General features: G+C 60.8%; 21 protein-coding genes and 1 tRNA gene. 13 read left to right on the top strand and 9 right to left on the bottom strand.

From position 1 onward, the window contains the following. The first annotated feature begins 5 nt into the window (after positions 1–5). From hemH to ACZ5YV_RS09125, 6 genes are all read left to right on the top strand, one after another. Positions 6–1,061: a ferrochelatase gene (hemH, locus tag ACZ5YV_RS09150; RefSeq protein WP_464789184.1), complete on the top strand. Its 1,056-nt coding sequence runs from the start codon at positions 6–8 to the stop codon at positions 1,059–1,061. After that, positions 1,006–1,728, top strand: a complete 723-nt coding sequence (gene phbB, locus ACZ5YV_RS09145) for an acetoacetyl-CoA reductase (protein WP_464787348.1) — start codon at positions 1,006–1,008, stop codon at positions 1,726–1,728. Before hemH ends, phbB begins: the two co-directional genes overlap by 56 nt. Further along, on the top strand, positions 1,728–2,021 hold the full coding sequence (locus ACZ5YV_RS09140) for a ribbon-helix-helix domain-containing protein (RefSeq protein ID WP_464787347.1): 294 nt from the start codon (positions 1,728–1,730) through the stop codon (positions 2,019–2,021). The genes phbB and ACZ5YV_RS09140 overlap by 1 nt, the downstream gene beginning before the upstream one ends. A gap of 68 nt (positions 2,022–2,089) precedes the next feature. Then, positions 2,090–4,522: a TonB-dependent receptor gene (locus ACZ5YV_RS09135; RefSeq protein ID WP_464787346.1), complete on the top strand. Its 2,433-nt coding sequence runs from the start codon at positions 2,090–2,092 to the stop codon at positions 4,520–4,522. A gap of 176 nt (positions 4,523–4,698) precedes the next feature. Then, on the top strand, positions 4,699–5,466 hold the full coding sequence (locus ACZ5YV_RS09130) for an energy transducer TonB (RefSeq protein ID WP_464787345.1): 768 nt from the start codon (positions 4,699–4,701) through the stop codon (positions 5,464–5,466). Positions 5,467–5,493: 27 nt separating this feature from the next. Next, positions 5,494–6,177 (top strand): Fe2+-dependent dioxygenase, encoded by a 684-nt coding sequence (locus ACZ5YV_RS09125; protein ID WP_464787344.1) that lies wholly within the window; start codon positions 5,494–5,496, stop codon positions 6,175–6,177. Positions 6,178–6,191: 14 nt separating this feature from the next. Here ACZ5YV_RS09125 and ACZ5YV_RS09120 read toward each other — a convergent pair whose 3' ends face one another. From ACZ5YV_RS09120 to ACZ5YV_RS09095, 6 genes are all read right to left on the bottom strand, one after another. Further along, positions 6,192–7,064: an FAD:protein FMN transferase gene (locus tag ACZ5YV_RS09120; RefSeq protein ID WP_464787343.1), complete on the bottom strand. Its 873-nt coding sequence runs from the start codon at positions 7,062–7,064 to the stop codon at positions 6,192–6,194. 98 nt (positions 7,065–7,162) lie between these two features. Further along, positions 7,163–8,002 (bottom strand): DUF4198 domain-containing protein, encoded by an 840-nt coding sequence (locus tag ACZ5YV_RS09115; protein WP_464787342.1) that lies wholly within the window; start codon positions 8,000–8,002, stop codon positions 7,163–7,165. A gap of 10 nt (positions 8,003–8,012) precedes the next feature. Next, positions 8,013–8,537: a DUF2271 domain-containing protein gene (locus ACZ5YV_RS09110; RefSeq protein ID WP_464787341.1), complete on the bottom strand. Its 525-nt coding sequence runs from the start codon at positions 8,535–8,537 to the stop codon at positions 8,013–8,015. A gap of 19 nt (positions 8,538–8,556) precedes the next feature. Continuing rightward, positions 8,557–9,195, bottom strand: a complete 639-nt coding sequence (locus tag ACZ5YV_RS09105) for a PepSY-associated TM helix domain-containing protein (protein WP_464787340.1) — start codon at positions 9,193–9,195, stop codon at positions 8,557–8,559. Between the two features lie 199 nt (positions 9,196–9,394). Beyond that, positions 9,395–14,065 (bottom strand): NAD-glutamate dehydrogenase, encoded by a 4,671-nt coding sequence (locus ACZ5YV_RS09100; RefSeq protein WP_464787339.1) that lies wholly within the window; start codon positions 14,063–14,065, stop codon positions 9,395–9,397. Positions 14,066–14,240: 175 nt separating this feature from the next. Beyond that, a complete protein-coding gene (locus tag ACZ5YV_RS09095) occupies positions 14,241–15,515 on the bottom strand; it encodes a PAS domain-containing protein (RefSeq protein WP_464787338.1) in 1,275 nt (424 codons plus the stop codon). A 187-nt stretch (positions 15,516–15,702) separates the two neighbouring features. Between ACZ5YV_RS09095 and ACZ5YV_RS09090 the strand changes: the two genes are divergently transcribed. Beyond that, positions 15,703–15,778: transfer RNA gene (locus tag ACZ5YV_RS09090), tRNA-Thr, on the top strand. A 208-nt stretch (positions 15,779–15,986) separates the two neighbouring features. Here ACZ5YV_RS09090 and ACZ5YV_RS09085 read toward each other — a convergent pair. From ACZ5YV_RS09085 to ACZ5YV_RS09075, 3 genes are all read right to left on the bottom strand, one after another. Beyond that, a complete protein-coding gene (locus tag ACZ5YV_RS09085; RefSeq protein ID WP_460989372.1) occupies positions 15,987–16,346 on the bottom strand; it encodes a hypothetical protein in 360 nt (119 codons plus the stop codon). A 17-nt stretch (positions 16,347–16,363) separates the two neighbouring features. Further along, positions 16,364–16,732 (bottom strand): PH domain-containing protein, encoded by a 369-nt coding sequence (locus ACZ5YV_RS09080; RefSeq protein WP_257540705.1) that lies wholly within the window; start codon positions 16,730–16,732, stop codon positions 16,364–16,366. A gap of 144 nt (positions 16,733–16,876) precedes the next feature. Continuing rightward, a protein-coding gene (locus tag ACZ5YV_RS09075; protein WP_464787337.1) for an IS5 family transposase occupies positions 16,877–17,645 on the bottom strand; the annotation gives its coding sequence in 2 pieces (ribosomal slippage) (positions 16,877–17,335 and positions 17,337–17,645; 768 coding nt in all). A gap of 28 nt (positions 17,646–17,673) precedes the next feature. Here ACZ5YV_RS09075 and ACZ5YV_RS09070 point away from each other — a divergent pair. The 6 genes from ACZ5YV_RS09070 (at position 17,674) to ACZ5YV_RS09045 (ending at position 22,358) form a co-directional block, all read left to right on the top strand. Then, entirely contained in the window at positions 17,674–18,288 is a 615-nt protein-coding gene (locus tag ACZ5YV_RS09070; RefSeq protein ID WP_464789183.1) for a DUF3363 domain-containing protein, read from the top strand. A gap of 79 nt (positions 18,289–18,367) precedes the next feature. Beyond that, complete coding sequence (locus tag ACZ5YV_RS09065; RefSeq protein ID WP_464787336.1) at positions 18,368–18,784, top strand: CopG family transcriptional regulator; 417 nt, start codon at positions 18,368–18,370, stop codon at positions 18,782–18,784. After that, positions 18,781–18,975, top strand: a complete 195-nt coding sequence (locus ACZ5YV_RS09060) for a helix-turn-helix domain-containing protein (RefSeq protein WP_464787335.1) — start codon at positions 18,781–18,783, stop codon at positions 18,973–18,975. Before ACZ5YV_RS09065 ends, ACZ5YV_RS09060 begins: the two co-directional genes overlap by 4 nt. Before the next feature lie 536 nt (positions 18,976–19,511). Next, positions 19,512–20,051: a VOC family protein gene (locus ACZ5YV_RS09055; protein WP_464787334.1), complete on the top strand. Its 540-nt coding sequence runs from the start codon at positions 19,512–19,514 to the stop codon at positions 20,049–20,051. Between the two features lie 50 nt (positions 20,052–20,101). After that, complete coding sequence (locus ACZ5YV_RS09050) at positions 20,102–20,893, top strand: glucose 1-dehydrogenase (protein WP_464787333.1); 792 nt, start codon at positions 20,102–20,104, stop codon at positions 20,891–20,893. Between the two features lie 67 nt (positions 20,894–20,960). Next, complete coding sequence (locus tag ACZ5YV_RS09045; protein ID WP_464787332.1) at positions 20,961–22,358, top strand: aromatic ring-hydroxylating oxygenase subunit alpha; 1,398 nt, start codon at positions 20,961–20,963, stop codon at positions 22,356–22,358. The last annotated feature ends 195 nt before the right edge of the window (positions 22,359–22,553 follow it).

Here is a 22,553-nt window from a genome sequence, read left to right as displayed (position 1 = left end):
TGAATATGGAAAATATCGGCGTCCTTATCATCAATCTGGGTACGCCCGACGCACCGGACGCGGCGTCCGTGCGGCGATATCTGGGTGAGTTTCTCTCCGACCCACGCGTGGTGGAAATCCCCCAGCTTCTGTGGCAGCCGATATTGCGCGGTCCAATCCTTCTTACGCGCCCGGCCAAGTCTGCGAAGGCTTACCGGGAAGTGTGGATGGACAAGGGCTCGCCGCTTGCCGTTTATACTTGTGAAACTGCTGCTGCACTCCAGCAAATTACCGGTCCGGAGGTTAGGGTGGATTGGGCCATGCGCTATGGATCACCGTCCATCGCCGAACGGCTGAATGCGATGATCGTCTCCGGATGCGACCGCGTCCTGCTGGCTCCGCTTTACCCGCAATATTGCGCGGCGACGACTGCCACCGCTCTGGACGCCTGCTATACCACTTTGGCTGGCCTACGAGCCCAGCCAGCCATCCGCACATTGCCCCCATATTTTGCGGAAGCAGCCTATATTGAGGCGCTGCGTAGTTCGACCGAAAGCCAACTGGCTGAACTGGACTTCAAACCGGACCTGCTTGTGGCGAGCTTCCATGGAATGCCTGAGCGAACGCGCGATTTGGGTGATCCCTATTATGATCAGTGCCGTGTCACTGCTAATCTGCTGCAGGAAGCGCTTGGCCGGGAAGTGAGGCTGTCGTTCCAATCACGATTTGGAAGAGCGAAATGGCTCGGCCCGGCGACGGATGAGACGTTGCAGGAGCTTCCCCGGCAGGGCGTTCGATCCGTTGCTGTGCTTACCCCCGGTTTTTCGGCCGATTGTCTAGAGACGTTGGAGGAAATCGCTATCCGGGGGCAGGAGGAATTCCTGGCGGCTGGAGGCCAGGCGTTCGCCCATTTGCGCTGTTTGAATGCATCGCCAGAAGCTATGATACTGTACCGCGAACTGATCGGCCGAGAACTGGCCGGTTGGGTTCAGGAAGCGTTTCGTCCAGTTCAACATGGGAGGGATTATGGACAGAGTTGCCATCGTAACGGGCGGAACACGCGGCATCGGGGAAGCGATTAGTCTCGCGCTCAAGCAACTGGGTTGCAAAGTCGCGGCCAATTATGCCGGAAACGATGAAAAGGCGCGGGACTTCACAGAGAGGACAGGTATTGAGGCCTTCCGCTGGGATGTGGGAGATCATCAGGCTTGTCTCGACGGTTGTGCAGCGGTCGCCCAAAGGCTGGGTCCCGTCGATATCGTGGTCAATAACGCAGGCATCACCCGTGACGGCGTGCTTGCCAAGATGAACTTCGACGACTGGAATGAGGTGATGCGCATCAACCTTGGCGGTTGTTTCAACATGGCCAAGGCGACCTTCGGGGGCATGCGGGAAAGAGCTTGGGGGCGGATCGTCAATATCGGCTCCATCAACGGTCAGGCTGGCCAATATGGGCAGGTAAACTATGCCGCCGCCAAGTCCGGTATACATGGCTTTACCAAGGCGCTGGCGCAGGAAGGGGCGAAGTTTGGCGTTACTGTCAACGCGATCGCGCCGGGCTATATCGACACCGACATGGTGGCCGCGGTGCCTGCTCCGGTCCTGGAGAAGATCGTCGCCAAGATTCCTGTCGGCCGCCTCGGCCAAGCCGAAGAGATCGCGCGCGGCGTAGCCTTTTTGTGCAGCGAAGAGGCGGGCTTCGTCACGGGGAGCACGATGTCGATCAACGGCGGACAGCATATGTATTGATGGCGCAGGGCGACCACAGTGAAGGCGCAGTGCCGTCAGCCGGGTCGCCCTTCTCGCCTCCCGTCAAGCGAAGCGTGACGATCGCGGGGCACCAGACTGCCATCAGTCTTGAACCCATATTCTGGCAGGCTCTCCGCGCGGCCGCTGCGCGAGAGAGTTTGCCTCTCAATGCCTTGATCGCGCAGATCGATCTTGCGCGGCTGGCGGCTCCAAGCCCGCCTAATTTGGCCAGCGCCATACGCTGCTGGCTCTTCGCTAATGCGCTGCCCGGCGATAATAATTATTCGCAATAGCGTTGACTCTGCGAACAATTCGCAATAGCTGACCCCGGACGATTAGTGAGAAAAGGGGTTTTCGTTCGATGTCCAGCAGTTCCAAATCGATCCCGTCCTTCCTGGCGCTTGGCTGCGTGAGCGCAATTGCCTTTGCTTCGGCCGCCCACGCGCAAGACGGTGCACCGGCGCCCAAGCTTGGCGGGATGACTGTGACGGACACCGCAATCGACGCCTCGGAGATCAAGGTCGAACGCGCGGGGTCGCCCAAATATGTGCGCCCATTGCTGGACACGCCGCAGACGATCACTGTGATCAACAAGGAAACGATCCAGCAGCAGAATCTGCTCACCCTGCGCGACGTGCTATCGACTGTGCCAGGCATCACCTTCGGTGCTGGCGAGGGCGGTTTTGGTTATGGCGACCGCATCATCCTGCGCGGTCAGGACGCGAAGAACGACGTTACCGTCGATGGCGTGCGATCGGGCGCATTCCTGAACCGCAACGAAGTTTATAATATCGAGCAGGTCGAAGTTACCAACGGCGCGAACTCCGTGATGAACGGCGGCGGTTCGGTTGCGGGTACGATTAATCTCGTGACCAAGCGGCCACTGGCGGATGACCAGACGATCCTGAACGCGGGGATCGGCACCGACAATTATTACCGTGCGACGGTGGATGCGAACAAGCGCATCAACGACCTGATCGCTGTGCGCCTCAACGCCGTGTATCACGAAAATGACGTGCCCGGCCGGGACGTCGAAAATTACAAGCGCTGGGGCATCGCACCTGCGATCACGATCGGCATCGACAGTCCGACCAGCCTGACTTTGCAGGGCGAGTATCTGGATGACGATGCGATGCCGCAATATGGCCTGCGCTATTATCCGGCGCAGGGTGGCATCTTGGATGAGTTTGACCGCTCAGGCTATTATGGCTTTGCCAATATCGACAAGCAGGACAGCAAGACCAAGTCGTTGCAGGCGATCTTCAGCCATGCGTTCAGCGACAGCCTGAAGGTACGCAACCTGACGCGATATGAAAAGATCAGCCAGAACACCATCACCAGCCAGCCGACAGGTGACTTCTGCCTGTCTTCAGGCGTACAACCTGATGGATCGGCTTGTGCCGCAACGGTCGCCCCCGGCTATTTTATGCCAAACCGCGGCAATGGTCGAGGCAATACACGCTTCATCAACAACGAAACCGCCTATAACCAGATTGATCTCAGCGCAGATTTCGCGACAGGCGGGATTGAACATACGCTGGTCCTCGGCGCGTCTGCATTGTGGGAAAAATATAACCAGCTTGCCGGAAACAGCCTGCGTGCGGCCGATGGCACAAATCCGTTCACGACCTCCTATCCGCTCGTCAGCATCTCCAATCCCGGTGAAGTGGTGCAGGGTCCGGCAGGCTTCGTCTATGGCAGCAACAACTATGTCGGACCCATCAACTTCATCCGGGCGACGCGGGCGTTGGGTGAGCAGACAAGTTACGCGGCCTATCTGTTCGATGCGATGAAGTTCACAGACTGGCTCGAACTCAACGGCGGTATCCGTTATGAGAAGGTGAAGGGAAGCAGCAAGAACGTTAGCTTCGATACGGTTGCTGGTTCTGCCACCCTGGGCAACCCGACCGGCGTATCAGCCCCGGCGAAATTTGACGATAACCTCTTGTCTTATCGGGTTGGTCTAGTCGTGAAGCCCACGTCCAACACCAGTCTCTATGTCGCCTATGGCAATTCGAAGCTGCCTTCGAAGGCGTCGGTTGACGGCTCCTGCGCCATCGACACGGGCACCGGCGGTGGGACCTGCAACGTGAAGCCGGAAACGACCAAGAACTATGAGATCGGCGTCAAGGCTGACCTGTTCGACGCCAAACTGCTGCTGACCGCTGCGGCCTTCCGCAACGATCGTAACCAGATCAAGGTGGTGTCCGGCAATGTACTCCTTCCCGATCAGGCGACCGATGGTCACCAGCGGGTCGAGGGCATTTCGTTGGGCGCATCGGGCAATATCACCAGCAACTGGACGATTTCCGCCAACTACATGTATCTGAAGAGCAAGATCAGGCAGGGCGTGTCCGACTTCTGCCTCGACAATCCGGGATCGACCAGCACGACGGCAGGCAATTGCGCTAACAACGCCGATTTCCTTGATCCCACTCGTGGTTATTCGCTTACGAATACTCCCAAGCATTCAGGCAGCTTGTTCACCACCTATCGCTTCGGCTTCGGTCTGGAGCTGGGTTACGGCATAACCTACCAAGGTAAGTTCCTGCTGAACCAGCCGACGCTGGCGCAGCTCGTGGCAGGCAACTATGTCGGCTATCATGTGCCGAGCTACACCATCCATCGGTTCATGGCGAACTACCCGATCACCGAAAATCTTAAGGCGCAGCTCAACGTCCAGAACTTCACCAACGAGAAGTATGTGACGACTGTGCGCAACAATGTGAACGGCAGCTGGGCACAGCCCGCCGCGACCCGATCCGCAGTGCTGAGCCTGAACTACACTTTCTAATGACCACCGTCCCCCGGCATCGTCCCTTGCCGGGGGAAAAGGCGGATGGCGATGCACTCCTCCTCGGATCGCCATCCGCCCGTTTTCTGAAGAAAGAAGAGGGGTGCGATTGATTCGCATTAGAACCGGCGTTATGTGCCTGTTCTGCGGGGAATCGCCGTGAAAGGGAAAGTGGCATGTTCGATGCAGCGGAACGGTTCATTGCAGATGATGCTGCATCCTCCGTTTCTCCGCTACATAGCCCGACACCATCTCCGAGCATCAAGCTGCCGGAGGTCCCGGCAACCAATGCTTCGCGCTATGGTGAACGACGCCAGATCAATTTACCCACAATCCTGCTCATTATCCTCATTCACGGTGTTTTGATCTTCGCGCTCATTCACGCCCGACAACATGTTCAGTATGTTCGCGAAGCCCGCCTGTCGGTCGTCAACTTGATGCCGCCCCCGCCGCCGCCAGCTGCGGAAACGCCTCCGCCTCCCCCATCTGCGCCCCCGGTAGTGGCGCCTCCGCCGCTGGTTCAAGTGCCAGTTCCGCCGGTGCCGATCGCTACCACGCCTGATCCTTCTCCAGTCCCGGTTCCTCCAACGCCTGTTGTAATCCGGGCGCCTGTGCTTGCCGCACCGGCGGTTCCTGCCTCGCCGAGTACCGTTCAGGGGGGCGACCTGGCGACGCAGATGGTGGCGGGCAAGCCGCCGCGCTACCCGATCGAAAGCCGTCGCAAGCGTGAGCAGGGAACTGTCATTCTATCCCTGACGCTGGGCGTTGATGGCGCTGTTGAAAGCCTGACTATTGCGCAGAGCAGCGGCTTTTCCCGTCTGGACGCCGCGGCGCGCGAAGCCGTGCGAAGCTGGCGGTGGAAGCCGATGATCCGGGACGGCCAGCCGGTACGGGTTAAGGGCGTCGTTGAAATCCCCTTCGTGCTGCGCAGCGCGGACGCGTGAACAACAGGCGCTGACAGAGTTTTCGACATGCTGACCGTTATCCCCGATTTGCTCGATCCTGCCACTGTGCAGCGCGTCCGGACGCTCATCGACGCCGCGCAATGGATCGACGGCAATGTGACCTCAGGTCATCAGTCGGCACTTGCCAAGCGCAACATGCAGCTTCCCGAGGACGCGCCCGAGGCGCGGCAGGCGGGGCAGATCATTTTGGAAGCATTGGGGCGCTCGCCGCTATTTATCGCTGCTGCGCTGCCGCTCAAGATATTCCCGCCCCTGTTCAACAGTTATGAAGGCGGGCAAGCATTTGGGGTACATGTGGATAACGCTGTCCGGGTGCAAGCGGGCACCGGGTTCAGGGTACGATCTGACCTCTCGATGACCGTCTTCTTGGAAGACCCGCAAAGCTATGATGGCGGCGAATTGACCGTCGAGACAAATTTCGGCGTGCAGCGGGTGAAGCTACCGGCGGGACATGCGGTTTTATACCCTTCCTCGTCGCTTCATCGCGTTGAGCCGGTGACGCGCGGGCGACGGATCGCCAGCTTTTTCTGGCTGCAGTCGATGGTTCGGGACGATGCTGCGCGTCAGATGATGTTCGATCTCGATAGCAGCATACAGGCGCTGGCCGTTGATCTTGGCCATGACAATGTCCAGGTGATCCGGTTGACGGGCATTTATCACAATCTGCTGCGGCGGTGGGCAGACGCCTGAAACGGCTGGCTGGCCTAATCGAACATCGAGGCTAGAGCAGGCGTTATATATTCCTTGGCGCCGTCTTCGATGCGGAGAATGAGGCGTGCGGCAACATCGTGACGTGTCGCCAACGCCATGCCGCGTTCATGCCCCAAAATCGTGATTGCAGTCGCCCAGGCATCTGCCAGCATCGCGCGTTCGTGCAGGACTGTGACCGACGCGACATCATTGGCGATGGGCCTGCCAGTTGCCGGATCGATGCTGTGAGACAGGTGCGCGCCGTCCTTGGTCTGGAAGCGCACATAATCGCCCGAAGTGGCTACAGACAGGTCGCACAAGGCGATGCGGAGGGTGGGCACTGCGAGACCCGGCGGTGCCTCTACATCAACCCACCAGGGCTGATGATCGGGCTTGAGGCCATCGCCGCGCAATTCCCCACCGATCTCGACCAGAAATTCGCGAGCGCCCCGATCGCGGAGAGCTTCTGAAACCGCATCGACTGCGAAACCCTTTGCTATGCCAGAAAAGTCCAGCTTCACGTCAGCAAGGCGACGGGCGCTCTGATCCGCGATCTCGACCATGGTCCAGGGTGCGGGATGCGCAGGCACCATTTCAGGGCCTGTTATGCCCGATGAGCCGAACCCCCATCGTTCGACTATCTGTCCGATTGCCGGATCAAATGCGCCGCCGGATAGGCGAGCCATGTCCAACCCGGCTTTTAGCACCATCATCATATCGGAGGGAAGCGTTGCCCAGGTCCCGATCGGCAGTGCATTGAAACGGCTGATGTCGGAATCGGCTTGCCAGTTGCTCATCTGCTCGATGATGCGAGCGAGTACGTCATCGATCGCGCGCGCGCAGCCGGGTGGAGCATCGACGATCCGGGCCGACCAGCTTGTGCCCATGGTCGGTCCGGAAAGCTCTGTAATGTCGCCCGCTCCGCCCCGCTGAGCCGATGGGATCTGCGCGGGCGGCGTGTTGGGAATGGCGATGCGAATGCCGGTCAGGGGGCCAGCACTTCCAAGGTGGTGACATAGGATGCGCGGCGTGGTGCCGGAGCGCCAGGCGACGTCGCCTGAGCGCCTTCGCCACCTTCACGATTTCCGCCGACCGTGGCGTTCAGCCAGTACATGCCAGGCTGCGGCCAGTTGATCGAAACTTTTCCGTCCTTGCCGGTGACCAGATCCTGCTGGCCCAACGTGTCGCGATAGCGGATACCGCCGGGGATCACCGTTACCTTGAGGTCCGTGGCGGGCTTTCCATCGAGGAGGAACTGGAAGGTTGCCGCTTCGCCTGCCACCAGGTCGTTCGGATGGGTGACGGGCACCAGTTCGATGCCAACGCCGGTCGGCTTGAATATGGTGGTGGTAGGCGCGCCCAGCGTCAGGAAGATTTCGTTGCGGTTGGTGGCTTCGACCGTCTGGACGTCGGTGGCTCCGGCCGGGATCGCTTCGGCCAGCTTCTCCTTGGTCGTGCCGCGAGGCAGGCGCTTTACTTCGCCGTTGAGTGTGTAGCTGCCCATGATTCCGGTCGAGACGCTGGCGACGCGGTATGTGCCGGGCTGCGTCAGGTGGACATCGAAGGTGGAGCGATATTTGCCGGTCGCGGCGTTTTCGATTTGGCCAGCCGATCCATCGGGCTGCGTCACTGCAACGGCGTCGGTACGCATCGGCATATGTTCGAAGTAGAAGAGGTCGTTTGAGACCGCCGCGTCAACGGTGACCCAGTTGTCCGTTCCGGACAGGGTGGTCGAGGACGGGAGCATCCACTGGCGGTGCGCCTGAGCAGCGCTGGTGGTCATCAGCGCGGCGAGGGTTGCTGCGATCAGATATTTGGCTTTCATGACAGTCCCCTTATTTGCTGACGCTGAGGCTGACCTGCCCCAATTCATTGTTGCCCTTTGCGCGGACCACGGTGCCTGGCTTTGCTGGCCAGCTGAAAGGCAGGCGGAGCAGTTCGCGGCCGCCGACTTCGCGCGCGGCTTCCATCACTAACGTGTAGTTGCCGGGTGCGAGTTGCCCGAGCGGGCCTTTGCCTGGCGCGAAGGCGACCTTCTGGTCACCCGGAGCGCGGGTTGCTCCGGTGATGCCGTCGGCGGGGACTTTCAGCGATCGGCCGGAGACGCGCCACCATTGGCGCAGGTCGCGGAGCCATTTGGTGCCTTCGCCCTTTGCCTTGTCGACATCATACCAGACCGACAGGGTGCGGGGGGTGGCGCCTTCCTTTTCCAGCCAGATGGCGACGTAGGGGCGGTGATATTCCGCGACGGAGAGGCGCGGGATGGCGACGTTGACGTTCAGCGTCTGGGCGGTGGCGGGGATTGCGGCTGCGCCGAAGGCGGCGCTGCTGCCGAGGATGAGTTTGTAGCGGATTTGCATTGGCTGCTGGTCCCCTGAATTAATGAAGGAAAAGGAGAATTAAAACGGTTGGGATGATGAGGCCTGCCCCGACGATGGGCCAGGTGCTGGGGCGCTTGGCGGCGTGGAGCTGGAGGAGGAGGAGGCCGGTCATTGCGAAAACGAAACAAGCGACGGCGAAGATGTCGATGAACCATTTCCAGACGGTGCCGGTGTTCCGACCCTTGTGGAGGTCGTTCAAATAGCTGATCCAGCCGCGGCTGGTGCTTTCACTCGTCACCGCGCCGCTTTGCCGGTCGATCGAGACCCAGCCGTCGCCGCCGGGGCGGGGGAGGGCGAGGTAAATTTCGTCGGCGGACCATTCCGCCTCGCCTGCTGCGCGAGTGCCGATTTCCTTTTCGATCCATGCGGCGATGGGGATGGGAAGGGGTTTCTTGCTGTCCGCATGGTTGTCGGGGGCGACTTGTTTCAGGAGCGGCGGGGGGAGGGTCGCGGACTTTTCGACGGTCTGCGGCGAGGCTTCGACATCGGCGGCGTGGTTGAGGGTGATGCCGGTGAAGGCGAAGAGCAGGAGGCCGATGAGGCTGATCGCGGAACTGATCCAGTGCCAGCTGTGCAGCTGCTTCAGCCAGAAGGTCTTCTTCTTTTTCTTGGGCTGGAGGCGGGCAGGGGCGTGCATTGGGAGGGTCGGTCCTGATGATGAGGTGGACCGGATAACGCGAACGACTCGCAATTGCAAACACGGAGAGGGGAGAAATTGTATTAAAGTGTATGGGTTGGGGTGTTCCGGAGAGGATGCGCGTCGCCGCACGAGATCCCAGCTTTCGCTGGGATGACGGGTCGGGAAGGGGATGATCCTGGAGACGAAGGCTTCAGATTTACCGGCCCAATAGCCCCCTTGCTTGCCCCGCTATTTCCGCGAGCATCGCTACATTGGGTGCCGCAGCTGCCTTGGCGCGGTGGACGAGGGCGCGGAATTGGGTGATGCGGGGGTGTTTTTCGGTGAGCCATGCGTCGACATGGGCGAGGATGTCCTTGCCGTTGGATTTGCCGCCCTGTTCCAGGAAGTCGAGACGGACCTGCTGCATGTCGCGGGCGACGCCGGAGATGAGCAGCCTTTCCCACGGGTCGCTGGGGGCCATGCGGGCGGCGGTTGACTGCACCCAATCGATGCCGACCGTTTCACCGAGATGGGTGAAGGCGCGGGTGAGGGCGACTTCATCGACCTTTAGCCGCCCGGCAAGCGCGGCGATGCCGACGGCGCCGTCGAGCTTGAACAGACCGGCGGTGCGGCGCACGAGATTCTCTGGCGCGCCCAGCGAAGCCAAGCGGTCGATGACGGCATTGGTGCGGCGCAGAGCTTCGCTGGTGAGGAGGTCGTCGACATCGCGCGCGAGCTTTTCGACGCCGCTGGCAAGCAGGGCGTGACCGGCACCGGGCAGCGCTCCGGTGGGGAGGCTGCGCAAAATGTCGGCAATCTGTATCCGCACGCCATTGGCGACGTCGGCGAACAGGGCGAGGCGCGCCGTTTCCGACATGGTGGCGGCGTCGATGTCGGCCCAGAGGGTGCCGATGTCATAGAGACGCTCCGCAATCAGGAACGCGCTGGCCAGATCGGCGAGCGAGCAGCCTTCCTCTTCGGCGAGTTCGAAGGGGTGGATGAGGCCGAGGCGATTGACGATGCGGTTGGCGACCTTGGTCGCGAGGATTTCCTTTGCAAGAGCGTGGGCGGCAATGGCGTCCGCCTCCTTCTTTTGCATGGCGGGCGGGAAGGCCGCAGCGAGTTCCGGACCCATGCTGGGGTCGAGGGCAAGTTGCCCCTGTTCGATGGCATCCTGTAGCGCGAGCTTGGCCGTGGAGAGCAGGACCGCCAGTTCGGGACGGGTGAGGCCAAAGCCATCCTGTCCGCGCCGCAGCAGCATGTCATTGGCGGCAAGCCCTTCCACCTGCCGGTCGAGCCGCCCGCTTTCCTCGAAGGTTTCGATCAGCCGGACATAGCTGGCTAGGTCCGCCGTTCCACCGGATTCGGCGATGGACAGGCCCAGCACCTGAAGGCGGTTATCCTCCAGCACGATGTCGGCCACGGCATCGGTCATGCTTTCCAGCAGCTTGTTGCGCGCGTCGAAGGCCAGACGGCCTTCCGCCATTTCCTGGTTGAGCGCGATCTTGATGTTCACTTCATTGTCCGAACAATCGACGCCCGCCGAATTGTCGATGAAGTCCGTGTTGATGCGGCCGCCGCGAAGCGAAAAGGCGATGCGCGCGGCCTGGGTGACGCCGAGATTGGCGCCTTCGCCCACGACCTTGACGCGCAGATCCTCCGCATTGACGCGCAGGCGGTCATTGGCGGGATCGCCCACATCGCCATGGCTTTGCGCAGCGGCCTTCACATAGGTGCCGATGCCGCCGAACCACAAAAGATCGGCAGGGCTTTTGAGGATGGCGCTGACGAGAGCCGCCGGTTCCATTTCGGTTTCAGTGACGCCCAGCATCGCCTGAACCTGAGCGCTGAGGGGGATGCTTTTCAATGTGCGGGGATAGACGCCGCCGCCTTTTGAGATCAGCGACTTGTCATAATCGTCCCAGCTGGACCGGGGCAGTTGGAACAGGCGGTCGCGTTCCTTCCAGCTCTTCGCGGGATCGGGGTCCGGATCGAGGAAGATGTGGCGGTGGTCGAAGGCGGCGAGCAGCCGGATCGATTTGGACAGCAGCATGCCGTTGCCGAACACGTCGCCCGACATGTCACCGCAGCCGACGACATTGACCGGCTCGTTTTGCACATCGACGCCCATTTCGGCAAAGTGCCGCCGCACGCTGATCCACGCGCCGCGCGCGGTGATGCCCATCGCCTTATGATCATAGCCATGCGAGCCGCCGCTGGCGAAGGCATCGCCCAGCCAGAAGTCGTGATCCAGCGCGATGGCGTTGGCGACGTCGCTGAAGGTAGCCGTGCCCTTGTCCGCCGCGACCACGAAATAGGGATCGTCGCCGTCGTGAATGACGGTTTGCGCGGGATGGCGGACCTTGCCCTTCACGATATTATCGGTGACCGACAGAAGTGCGCGGATGAAGATGCGATAGCTTTCAGTGCCCTCCGCCATCCATGCGTCGCGATCGACCTGTGGGCTGGGAAGCTGCTTGGGATAGAAGCCGCCCTTCGCGCCGGTGGGGACGATCACGGCATTCTTGACCCGCTGCGCCTTCATGAGGCCGAGGATTTCGGTGCGGAAATCGTCGCGCCGGTCGGACCAGCGCAGGCCGCCGCGTGCGATCGGCCCCGCACGCAGGTGGATGCCCTCGACGCGGGGGGAGTAGACCCAGATTTCGCGCCAGGGGAGCGGTGCGGGGAGGCCGGGGACCTGCGCGCTGTCGAGTTTGAAGGCGAGCGCTTCGGCGGCGGCATTGCTGAAGAAATTGGTGCGCAATGTTGCCGTGATGACGGCGCGCAGCAGGCGCAGTACGCGGTCCTCGTCAATCGCGCTGACCTTTTCGAGGTCCGCATTGATGGCGGCCTGCGCCTGTTCGGCGCGGGCCGGGCCGTCCTTTGCGGCGGGGTCATGCAGTGCCTCGAACAGGGTGATCAGCTGGCGCGCAATCTCCTGTTCGCGGCGCAGTGTTTCGGCGAAGGTCGCCATGCCGTATGCCATGCCGGTCTGACGCAGATAGCGGAAGAGCGCGCGGAACAGCACGACGGCGCGGGGCGCGAGCCCTGCCGTCACGATCAGTTCGTTGAACCGGTCATTTTCGGCGCGGCCTTCCAGCACCTGCGCGATCGCTTCGGTCACTATGGCGGCGCGGGCGACGACTGCCTCGCCACTGCCGCCCGTGGGGAGTTCAAGGACGAAGCGCTGCACATGCCCTTGTGCGCCGCCATCGACCGCCGTCGTCATTTCGTCGATGACGCGGAAACCGAAATTCTCGAACGCCGGGACGACTTCGGACAGGGCGATCACATCGTGGCTGTAGAGCTTCAGACGCAGCTGTTCGGGCGTGTCTTCGCCATTGCGGTAGATGCGGATCGATTTGTCGCCGGGGCCGCCCAGGCCGTGGAGCAAGCGGATGTCGATCGCTGCTTCGGCCGGACCAGCGCCGTTGCGATAGGCCATGGGAAAGCCGGGCGCATAGCGTTGGGCAAGCGCGGCGGCGCGGCCGGGATCTTCGGTTTCGGCAAGCGCTTCTTCGACGGCGGGAAGCCAGCCGCGCACCATTTGCTTCAACTTGCGGTCGAGTGGCACCTCGTCAGGCACCACGCCGCCATCACGCAGGTCGAGCGTGATGCGCAGCAGGGCAAGGCCGCTTTCCTCAAGCGCGATCGACCAGCTGAGCACGGGGGCATGGGCCGCTTGCGAGAGCATGTCCTGCACGGCAAGGCGGCGGGCGGTGGTCAGTTCGTCGCGCGGCAGCCAGGCGAAGGCGTAGAGATGGCGGGGGAGGGCGCTGGTGCCGAGCGCCAGCTTCGGACGCGGCCGGTCGGTCAGCGACATGAAGGTGAGCGCGAGCCGTTCCAGCGTTTCATGATCGAAACCGATCAATATGTCATGCGGCAGGGCGGTGAGCGCGTGAACGAGCACTTTGCCCGCATGGCCGCCGGGATCGAAGCCGAACTTGTCCATCAGCGCGGAAAGGGCGGAACGAAGCAGCGGCACCTTGTCTGGACTGGCCGACAGCGCCGCGCTGGTCCACATGCCCGCGTGGATCGAGAGGGCGACCAGCTTTTTCCCCTCCCGCACCGGCACGATGATGAGGTCGAGCAGGACGGCGCGATGGACGCGGGAGAGCTTGTTCGATTTGATGATGAGCGGGTTGCGCTTGCCCTCTTCAAACCAGGTGAAGGCCGCTTCGAGCGAGGCGGGCGCGAGGAGCGGCGTGTCATCCAGCGTGCAGATGCCCAGCTGACCTTCTGCCCTGCCGTTGCGAAGGCGGCGTTCGTGGCCCGTTTGCGTGAAGTGGCGCGCGAGGAACCAGCGAAGGAGGGCGGCCCCTTCACCGTCGGGGATGGCGTCCGCGTCCCGGCTCATGGCGTCGCGCATCTTCGGCCAGTCGGTAACGGCGGCACGGACATCGGTGAGCGTCTGGCGCAGCGATTTTTCCAGCGCGCGGCGACCCTTCGCATCGGCGCGATCCGCCTCGATATAGATCATCGATTCGCGGCGGGCGCCGGGAGCTTCGTCGTCCAGAATGGCGGTCAGCTTGCCCCCATCGCTGCGGTCGATCGATAGGACCGGGTGGAGCAGGCGGTAGATGGTGACGTCATGCGACGCCAGCGCATTGGCGATCGAATCCACCAGGAAGGGCATGTCGTCATTGACGATGGCGATCCGCATGTAGCGGCCGGTCGCGCCTTCGCCGAGCGTTTCGATGGAAATGGCAAGCTGGCCCGATTTGCGGACGTCGGCGGTGCGGCCGAGGAAGGCGGCTGCGGCGGCCGCTGCCTCATGATCGAAATCCTCGCTTTCCCCCGGTAGTGCGCCCCTTTCCAGCGCTGCCTCAAGCGCCTTGCGGATCGATGCGTTTACTCGGCCGGTCTTCGGCTCGGACAATGCCGTCATGCGTAACCTCTTCCCGCTGCGGCTGTATGCCGCTTTGCCTGAACGGAGACGACGTTGGAACGTTGCCACACGACTCCCCGGCTCGCCTTGTTATGCGCTAGCGCCGGGGGAGGCTCAATTGGAGAAATGGAATAAAGTTACTGGCCGTCGAAATAAAATGAGCGTTGTCGTTCGCTTAGGCGGCGGCTGCGACGATCACCCGCTGACCAAGGTCCGATCCATCGGGAAGGGCGCCGACTATCGCCAGAGTGCCGTCCGCTTCCCGCCGGGCGATGACGATGGCGAGGCCGTCCTGGTCGGTGGGAATGGCAAAGGGATCAATGGGCGCGGCGGCCTTCATCGCGGCGCGCGCGGTCTGGCCGGAGTCGGGGCGAGGGGGCAGGAGCGAGCGGCGCTGGGCGCGCTCGTCGCGGATCAGCGCCTTGAGGCCGCCGGGATATTCGCCAAGATAGTCGCCAAGCGCGCCGAGGCCGAGCCCCGCGCTCTTCGCATGTTCCAGCGCGGTCGCATATTCGGTGATGCGCGTCTTGTCATAGGTGGAGCCGAAGACCAGCTTCACCACGGCGGTGAGGGGGCTGCGCGCCTGGGGCTTGATGCCGGCGTCGGCCAGCATCTCGGCATAATCTTCCGGTGACGCCTCGCTCATCAGGGCGAAGTCGTAGGCGAGGCCGATCGCGTGGTAGAGGGCGCCGTGAGTGCGGGCTTCGCTGGTGCGGGCCTGCTCCGCGCCGTCGCGGGCGAGGGCGAGCCAGTCGGCAAGCGGGGCGTCCTCGGCCGGGCTTTCCATGCCGGAGAGGTCGAGCGTGTCGTCATCTTCGCCCGCCGCGGGACCATCAGCCCAGATCGGTGCGACCGCATGCGGAGCGGCGCTGCTGCGAAGGGCGGCATCGACTTCACGGCCCAGCTCGTCGGCGACGGCTTGGCTCGCCAGTTCCTTCCAGCTGATGACGCCGAACACGAAATCGATCGTCTCGCCATCGGAGGAGAAGGGCATGAGGATGCCGCGATAGAGGATTTCCGACCCGCGTTGGTTGAGGAAGCCCGCTTCGAAACCGATCGGCGCGGCGTTGGCGATGATCTGTAGATAATGATCCGTCAGGCGCGACAGCAGCGAGCGGGACGGGACATCGTTGATGAACTGGATGGCGCCGGTGACGTCGCACTCACGGCGCAGCGCGGTGCCGAGATACACGACCGCCGGATTGTCGAGCCCGGTGCTGAAATCCAGAAGGACGCTGTTGGGGCCGAAATCCTCCAGATGATCGGGTGACAAGTCCTCGATCGACGGAAGCGTGCGGTCGCCCAGCAGGGATGCCCAGTAATTATAGGCGCGCACCTGCATGCGTCGCTCGTCGGAGCCTACGCTGGACGGCGGCTCCATCGCGTCGTGATCGGCATAGTCGAAATCATCCTGTTCATTGGAGATTTCCTGCCCCCGCAGAGTGTCCATCCGGTCGGTCCTAATCCAGAAGAAAAGCTTTCCTGAGACTCGACACTGCCATGGGATGGTAAACATGCCGTGAAGAAGCGGGGCGCCTGACGCAACGCCCTTGCCCCATGCCCCGGAAGAGATGGTGCACGAAGATGCATTGCCCGCTTGTCCTGCGCACCAACCGCTGTTATCTGGCCCACCCAGCGCCGCTTTAGCTCAGTTGGTAGAGCACATCATTCGTAATGATGGGGTCACGTGTTCGAGTCACGTAAGCGGCACCAGTCCTTCCGTAGGAACTTCCTGAAAATCCTAGCGAAAGTGCCTTTCGGCTGATGGCTGAGAGGTTGGCTTGTTTATGTGCTTTTGGCTTGATCCCGGAAGTGTCCAATGGGTGAAGCGTGGGGCGGAAATGGGATTGTCGCGATGCCGGTCATTGCTGCTGGGGCATCTCATCTCCGACCCAAGGCCGAACAGCGGGCGGCCTGCCTGTCAAGAAATCTGGCAAGCGTCTTTCAGATGTTTGACCATCTTGTCATCCATATCGCCGCTTTTCGTGCGCAATTCGATGGTGGTCCCCCGATCCGAGCCGATCAAGGACACGATGATTTTGGGCGTGTGGCCATAGCCCAGCATCTGGACTTTGTTGTCCCCGTCACGGATGGCGACAGGCACCGCGCCACCGATTTGGGTAATGGCGTCTGCAACGCAAAACTCCAGGTCGATGGGCCGTTTCGCGCTTGAAAGAGTGGCGCGGACGGGGGTTGCCATCGTTTCCGTGATTTCATGCGCGCTGCCAGTTCCGGCGCTGGCAACCGCGATGGCCGCTACAACGATAAAAGCCTTCTTCATTATTGCATCCCTGACAGTCAAAGAACGTAGCCAGCGATCAAGCGAGAGATCTCGGCAATGTCGGTCTGACCAGTGAATTCGAACTTCACCTTACCAAGGCCGGAAAACCAAAGTTCCAGTTCGGCATCGAGGTCGAAGGTGCCTGCTGTTTCGACGGAGAAGGCGACAACCTTGCTGTAGGGAAGAGAAGAAAAATCCCGCTTCTTTCCGGTTATGCCCTGCACATTGACGGCGATAATGCGCTTGTCGGTGAAAACGACGCCATCACGGATCCCTTTGAACGAACCGACGACCGTTTCGCCCTGAACCAAAAGCCTATCTACAGTGTGGCGATATTCTTCATTCGCCTTCAACTTGAAAAGCGCGCCGCTCTTAAAATCAATCATCCCATCCCCCTGAATCTAGACGGGATTAATTGTCCAGCTTTTGGCACAGAGCAAGATGATTTTGTTCCGGTGGGGCAACCATCGCGCGGCAATTTCCCCATCTTATATGAACAGGCGGAATCAAACGCCTATTGCGAAGCTGCTCTAGGTCACCGACTCATTATGCCGCAACCAAATCCTGATTGAGGCGAGTTGGACGGAGGCGAGGAAATTGTCGTCTCGCTTGTCGTACCGGGTGGCGATGGCTCGGAAATGCTTGAGTTTGTTGAAGAAGCGTTCGACGAGATTGCGGTAGCGATAGAGGAACGGGCTGAAGGCCGGGATGCGTTTTCGGTTTGGCATTGGCTTGACGCAGGCCCATGCACCGCGCGCCGCCAAGGCATTGCGCATGGCGTCGCTATCGTAGGCACGGTCGGCCAGCAGGACGCAGCCTTTGCCAAGACCATCAAGCATATCGTCGGCCGATCGTCCGTCATGGGCCTGTCCTTCGGTCAGCTTTAGCCCGATGGGGAGGCCAAGCGCATCGACCAGTGCATGGATTTTGGTGGTCAGGCCGCCGCGCGAGCGACCCATGCAACGGGATCGGCCATTTTTTTTGGGCGTTGGCAGCGTGCTGGTGGACACGGATCGACGAGGAGTCGATCATCTGGATATCCCCTTCGTAAGCTGCTGACACCGCTTGCAATATGCGCGCCCAATGACCTGCCTTGCGCCAGCGGTTGAAGCGGTTCACGCAGGTCGTGTGCGGACCATAGCGTGCCGGAATGTCCGCCCAGGGCGCACCCGTGCGCAACCGCCAGAATATCCCGTTCAGTACCCGCCGATCATCGACCCGCGCCACTCCGCGAACCTTGGTCGGAAGCAGCGGCTCGATCACCGACCACTCGAAATCCGTCAGATCAAAACGCGCCAAAGCCAGTCTCCCTTCATCGGGAAACTGAATCAGAAATCACGCCCGTTGGAAATCCCGTTTATGGGTATGTAACCTAGACCATCTGGCAGATGCCGAACGCTATGAACGGGATAAGAGTCGACGCCTGCCGGTCCGCATCGAGACGCTCTCCGTCAGGCCACTCGAACAGCTCCCCCACCATGATGGCGCGACATGGCTGGACCGCGAGATCGCCAGCCACCAGCCCCAGCAGCTTGCCGACGGGTTCGGGGCGGACGTCAGGAAGGGCCTGGCTCAGCGCCAGGCATGGCTCGTCGAGCAGGGGCTGGCAGAACAGGAGGGGCAGACTGTCCGCCTCCGCCGCGACGTGCTGGTCGTCCTCCAGCAGCGCGAGCTCAGCCGAACCAGCCAGCAGATCGAACAGGAAACGGGCCTGAGGCATGTCATGCCGCGGCGCGGCGAGATGGTCGAAGGGGTCTACCGCCGGGCCGTCATGGTCGGGGACCAGCGCTATGCCATGATCGAGAAGGCGCATGAGTTCAGCCTGGTGCCCTGGCGGCCGGTGCTCGAGCGCACCGTCGGCAAGCCTGTATCGGGAATCAAGCGCGACGGTCCGATCAGCTGGACCATTGGCGGCAGGAACAGGGGGCTAGGCATGGGCTGACCGGCTGCCCTCGGACAGGCATCCAGCGGCACCATGGAGGCACTGTCGTCCGGGCGCGGCATGGTCGATCCTGCGGGTCATGAAAACCTTCAAGACCCGCCATCAATTCTACCTGCCCGATGACCTGTCGGCGAAGCTGGACGCACTGACCGCCAGCCCGGGCACGTCGAAGACACAGATCCTGACCGACGCGCTCAACGCCTGGCTCGACCGCAAGGGCGCGCAGGAACTGGACAAGCGCTTCGGTCCGCGGCTCGACCGCCAGAACCGGACCGCCGAGCGGCTTGAGCGCAAGGGCGACGTGCTGACCGAGATGCTGGGTGTCTTCATTCTCCATCAGTTGACGCTCGTGGCCCATCAGCACGCGTTCGACAGCGACACCGCCCGGCTGGGCAAGACCCGCTATCTCAGGTTCATGGAACTGGTCGAGCGCCGGCTAGTGCGAGCCGACAGCGGTGAAGCGACAGCCCTCGCGAAACAGGAGGAACAGGCATGAGCCTTGATCCATCGCCCGCCCCCATCACGGTCCGGATCAAGGATGCCTGCCGCATGACGGGGATCGGGCGGTCTAAGCTCTACCTGCTCATTGCCCAGGGCGCGATCGAGACCATCAAGGTGGGTAGCATGACGCTTGTGTCGGTTGCGTCGCTTGAAGCGTTTCTTCGCAGTCAAAAGGATAGCCGGTGAGCGCCATTTTTCGGCGTTCACTGCGATCTCCCTGCGCTTAGGAGCGGACATTAAAATTACGACTGGGGTTGGCACATTCTGTAGCTCTCTACAGGTTAAACGATGCTGCGCTCGCCTGTCCGATGTTCGCGCCGAGCTCCAGCAGCCGCAGGGCGGCGTCCGGCGGGACGAAGTCTGTCACCAGCGGACTTGGGGACGCGTCAACGAGCCTGCTCGGTGCCCGGAACTGCTGCAAATCCTCCTGACTTGACTTTGGCTGTATCGGACCGCTCGGCACCTGTGTCGTTTGGCCAGCACCATCCTAATGGCCACAGATTGATCAGCACCACGAGGTGATCAGTCAGGTCAATATTATGTCGCCTAAATATATTGACGGGCGAGCTTTTGCCGCGTTAGGATGCATGCTAACAATAAGGAGAGGATATAGATGTGGCTTGATGGAAAAGTGGCCGTCGTGCTTGGCGCCGCCGCCGGTCGGATTATCGGCCAAGTGATCGCCCCCTCCCTGCCTGATCGTGCTTCCAGGAGTATCCCGCATGTCCACTAAGACATTCATGCGCTATCCGATCCGGCAGGTCGCATTTTATGTGCCCGACGTGCGCGAAGCCGCCCGTCAGCATGCGGAGGCTTTCGGTTCAGGCCCTTACTTCGTCATGGAGCATATTCCCATGAGCCTGGCGCGCTATCGCGGCAAGCCGGGCGTTTTCGATCATTCCTCCGCCTACGGACAATGGGGTGACGTCATGATCGAAATGGTTCAGGTCCACAGTCCCGAACCCTCGGTCTTTTCAGATCTTTTCCCGAATGGCGGGACCGGTTTCCATCACATCGCGCTGATCGTCGACGACCTACCCGCGGCCATGAAGGAATTCGAGTCCGCAGGATTTCCAGAGGGCTTTTACGGCGAAGTCCAGCCGGGGTCCGGATTTGCGATGATGGATGCGACCAAACAATTCGGCCACTTCGTCGAGTTGTACGAACCCTCGATACCGCTCCTGTCGGTTTATCACCGGGTCAAGAGCGCATCCGTGAATTTCGACGGCACCGATCCGGTACGCGATTTCTCCCTCATATAGCAGCAGTCGGAGGCTAGTTGCCGACTGCAAAATACAAGGATTTTGGGCAGATGGCCGATTTGACCTATAATTTCGCGGGCAAGACAGCGTTGGTCACAGGAGCAGCCGGTGGTATCGGTCGGGCGACGGCAATCGCTTACGCTTCTTCTGGTGCGAATGTGGTTGTCACTGATATCCAGGCGGAAGGTGGTGAGGAAACGACACACGCCATCACGGCGGCTGGTGGCAGGGCCATTTTCGTTCGCTTCAATGTGACGTCATCCGATGACGTCGATTCATTGATCGACACCTGCATTGCCACCTACGGACGTCTCGATTTCGCCTGCAATAACGCGGCAGTGGAACTGGAGGATACCGGGCTTGCTGATGTGCAAGATGAGCAGGCCCGCCGCGTTGTCGAGATCAACTTCATGGGCGTATTTTTGTGCATGAAACGCCAGATCGACAAAATGCTCGATCAGGGTGGTGGCTCGATCGTGAATGTCGCCTCGATGAATGCACTTCGACCGCGGCCGGACAGTGCCGTTTACGATGGTACAAAAGCGGCTGTTCTTGCCATGACGCGAAGCGCGGCATTGGCTTACACGTCGCGCAAGATCCGCATCAACGCGGTATGCCCTGGCGTGACTGACACACCGATGTTGGCGTTTAAGATGGACCTCGTGGGAGCGGAGCGTTCCATGATCGAACAGGTCGCCAATCTGGAAAAACGTCTCGGACGCCCCGACGAGTTGGCCGCTGCCATTCTGTGGTTGAGTTCGGACGCAGCTTCATTGGTCACCGGTCACGCGCTTCCTGTTGAAGGTGGCTATTTGCTGACCGGCGCGATCCCAGCGGGGTGATGTGGCCCGCGAAAGCTACGCTGGACAGCCAGCTTGAATCGACCCCACCCCCGATGGGAGACTGAACATGACTGATTTCGATACCAATGGCGCACCCGATTACCGGGACAGCCCTGCTCCGACATATCAGCAAGTAATTGCGCGCGACCCCATCGAGGCGCCGGCGAGCTTACGCCAAATCCATCCCACGCATATCGAAATGCCGCGCGTCCCTCGCGAGCGTTATACCAGCCAGGCTTTCTTCGACTTGGAAAAGGAACGGATGTGGTCGCGCACGTGGCAAGTCGCCTGCCGTGTCGAAGAAGTAAGGGAAGTTGGTGATTGCGTATTGTATGATTCGCCCGGTGCGTCGCTGATCATCATGCGCAGTGCTCCGGACGTGATCAAAGCTTTCTATAATGGATGTCTGCATCGCGGCATGAAATTATGCGCATCGGATACGAGCGTAAACAAAATACGCTGCCCGTATCATGGCATGACTTGGAACCTCGACGGCTCCCTTCAGAATTTGCCTGCCCGCTGGGATTTCGATCCGGTCGAAGACTCCGAACTTGCACTACCTGAAGCTCGTGTTGGAATCTGGGGAGGTTTCGTATTCGTCAATCGCGACGCTGCATCACCATCGCTGGAAACATATTTGGGGCCGCTGATCGAGGAATTTGCCGACTGGTCTCGGGACGACGTCTACTTGGCCACCCGCGTAACCAAGGTCATGGAGGCCAATTGGAAGTGCTGCATGGAAGGGTTTATCGAAGCATTCCATGTCGCGGAACTCCATTCGCAAGCTCTACCTTTTGGTGGCGACGCCAGCACGCAATATGACGTCTGGGCCGACAATGGTCATGTTAGTCGTTTTTGTGCTCCCACGGGAATTCCAAGCGACCAGTACCCCCAGCCGATCACCGAAGCCGAGATATGGAAAGCAACATTCGGCGCCGTGACTGGCGATGCCGATAACGCCCCGCCACTGCCGGAAGGCAAGACTGCGCGGGCTTATTTGGCAGACATGAACCGTACCGAACTGGGCAAGATCTACGGACAGGACTTCAGCCATCTGACAGACGCAGAAGCATGTGATCCCATCCAATATTCGCTGTTCCCCAACTTCCTCCTATTCAAGGGATTGCCTTATCCATTCGCCTATCGGTTCATACCGATCGACAATAGTCCGGATCGGACCCGCTTCGATTTCATGATCTTCCGGCCAAAGCCGCAAGACGGGTCCGATTTTCCAGAGGTCAATCAGATCGACCTTGGCCCTGACGATACTTATGCGGACAGCGGCGCTTTTCAGCCGTGGCACGGATTGATCTACGATCAGGACTGTCAAAATCTGGCGTTGCAACAGCAAGGTCTCAAGGCAGGTGGGGTGAAGGACGTGATGTTAAGCCGTTATCAGGAGGTCCGCATTCGCTTCCTCCATAAAACTTTGATGGAGTATTTGGATCGGGGACCCCTGCCTTAAGTAGCTGGAGCCAAAGCGCGCTACGCAACCATGAGATTGTGGAAGTGTGCTACCCATCTCTCCATCGTTGATATCAACATATATTGGTCAAAACCCATGCGCCCATTGGCGCGTCTAGTGAGACGGTACACAATTGCTGGTCGATGAATTTCTGCGAGGCGAAGCGGCAATGGTAGACGATGTCGTCGGTAGTTT

This window comes from Sphingobium sp. TomTYG46, from assembly GCF_055396345.1.
This window is presented reverse-complemented; position numbering and strand designations above follow the sequence as displayed.

Bases quoted from the DNA above. Each gene is read 5' to 3' on its own strand.
- hemH (WP_464789184.1), top strand. From the start codon at position 6: ATGGAAAATATCGGCGTCCTTATCATCAATCTGGGTACGCCCGACGCA.
- phbB (WP_464787348.1), top strand. From the start codon at position 1,006: ATGGACAGAGTTGCCATCGTAACGGGCGGAACACGCGGCATCGGGGAA.
- ACZ5YV_RS09140 (WP_464787347.1), top strand. From the start codon at position 1,728: ATGGCGCAGGGCGACCACAGTGAAGGCGCAGTGCCGTCAGCCGGGTCG.
- ACZ5YV_RS09135 (WP_464787346.1), top strand. From the start codon at position 2,090: ATGTCCAGCAGTTCCAAATCGATCCCGTCCTTCCTGGCGCTTGGCTGC.
- ACZ5YV_RS09130 (WP_464787345.1), top strand. From the start codon at position 4,699: ATGTTCGATGCAGCGGAACGGTTCATTGCAGATGATGCTGCATCCTCC.
- ACZ5YV_RS09125 (WP_464787344.1), top strand. From the start codon at position 5,494: ATGCTGACCGTTATCCCCGATTTGCTCGATCCTGCCACTGTGCAGCGC.
- ACZ5YV_RS09120 (WP_464787343.1), bottom strand. From the start codon at position 7,064: ATGGGCACAAGCTGGTCGGCCCGGATCGTCGATGCTCCACCCGGCTGC.
- ACZ5YV_RS09115 (WP_464787342.1), bottom strand. From the start codon at position 8,002: ATGAAAGCCAAATATCTGATCGCAGCAACCCTCGCCGCGCTGATGACC.
- ACZ5YV_RS09110 (WP_464787341.1), bottom strand. From the start codon at position 8,537: ATGCAAATCCGCTACAAACTCATCCTCGGCAGCAGCGCCGCCTTCGGC.
- ACZ5YV_RS09105 (WP_464787340.1), bottom strand. From the start codon at position 9,195: ATGCACGCCCCTGCCCGCCTCCAGCCCAAGAAAAAGAAGAAGACCTTC.
- ACZ5YV_RS09100 (WP_464787339.1), bottom strand. From the start codon at position 14,065: ATGACGGCATTGTCCGAGCCGAAGACCGGCCGAGTAAACGCATCGATC.
- ACZ5YV_RS09095 (WP_464787338.1), bottom strand. From the start codon at position 15,515: ATGGACACTCTGCGGGGGCAGGAAATCTCCAATGAACAGGATGATTTC.
- ACZ5YV_RS09085 (WP_460989372.1), bottom strand. From the start codon at position 16,346: ATGAAGAAGGCTTTTATCGTTGTAGCGGCCATCGCGGTTGCCAGCGCC.
- ACZ5YV_RS09080 (WP_257540705.1), bottom strand. From the start codon at position 16,732: ATGATTGATTTTAAGAGCGGCGCGCTTTTCAAGTTGAAGGCGAATGAA.
- ACZ5YV_RS09065 (WP_464787336.1), top strand. From the start codon at position 18,368: ATGAAAACCTTCAAGACCCGCCATCAATTCTACCTGCCCGATGACCTG.
- ACZ5YV_RS09060 (WP_464787335.1), top strand. From the start codon at position 18,781: ATGAGCCTTGATCCATCGCCCGCCCCCATCACGGTCCGGATCAAGGAT.
- ACZ5YV_RS09055 (WP_464787334.1), top strand. From the start codon at position 19,512: ATGTCCACTAAGACATTCATGCGCTATCCGATCCGGCAGGTCGCATTT.
- ACZ5YV_RS09050 (WP_464787333.1), top strand. From the start codon at position 20,102: ATGGCCGATTTGACCTATAATTTCGCGGGCAAGACAGCGTTGGTCACA.
- ACZ5YV_RS09045 (WP_464787332.1), top strand. From the start codon at position 20,961: ATGACTGATTTCGATACCAATGGCGCACCCGATTACCGGGACAGCCCT.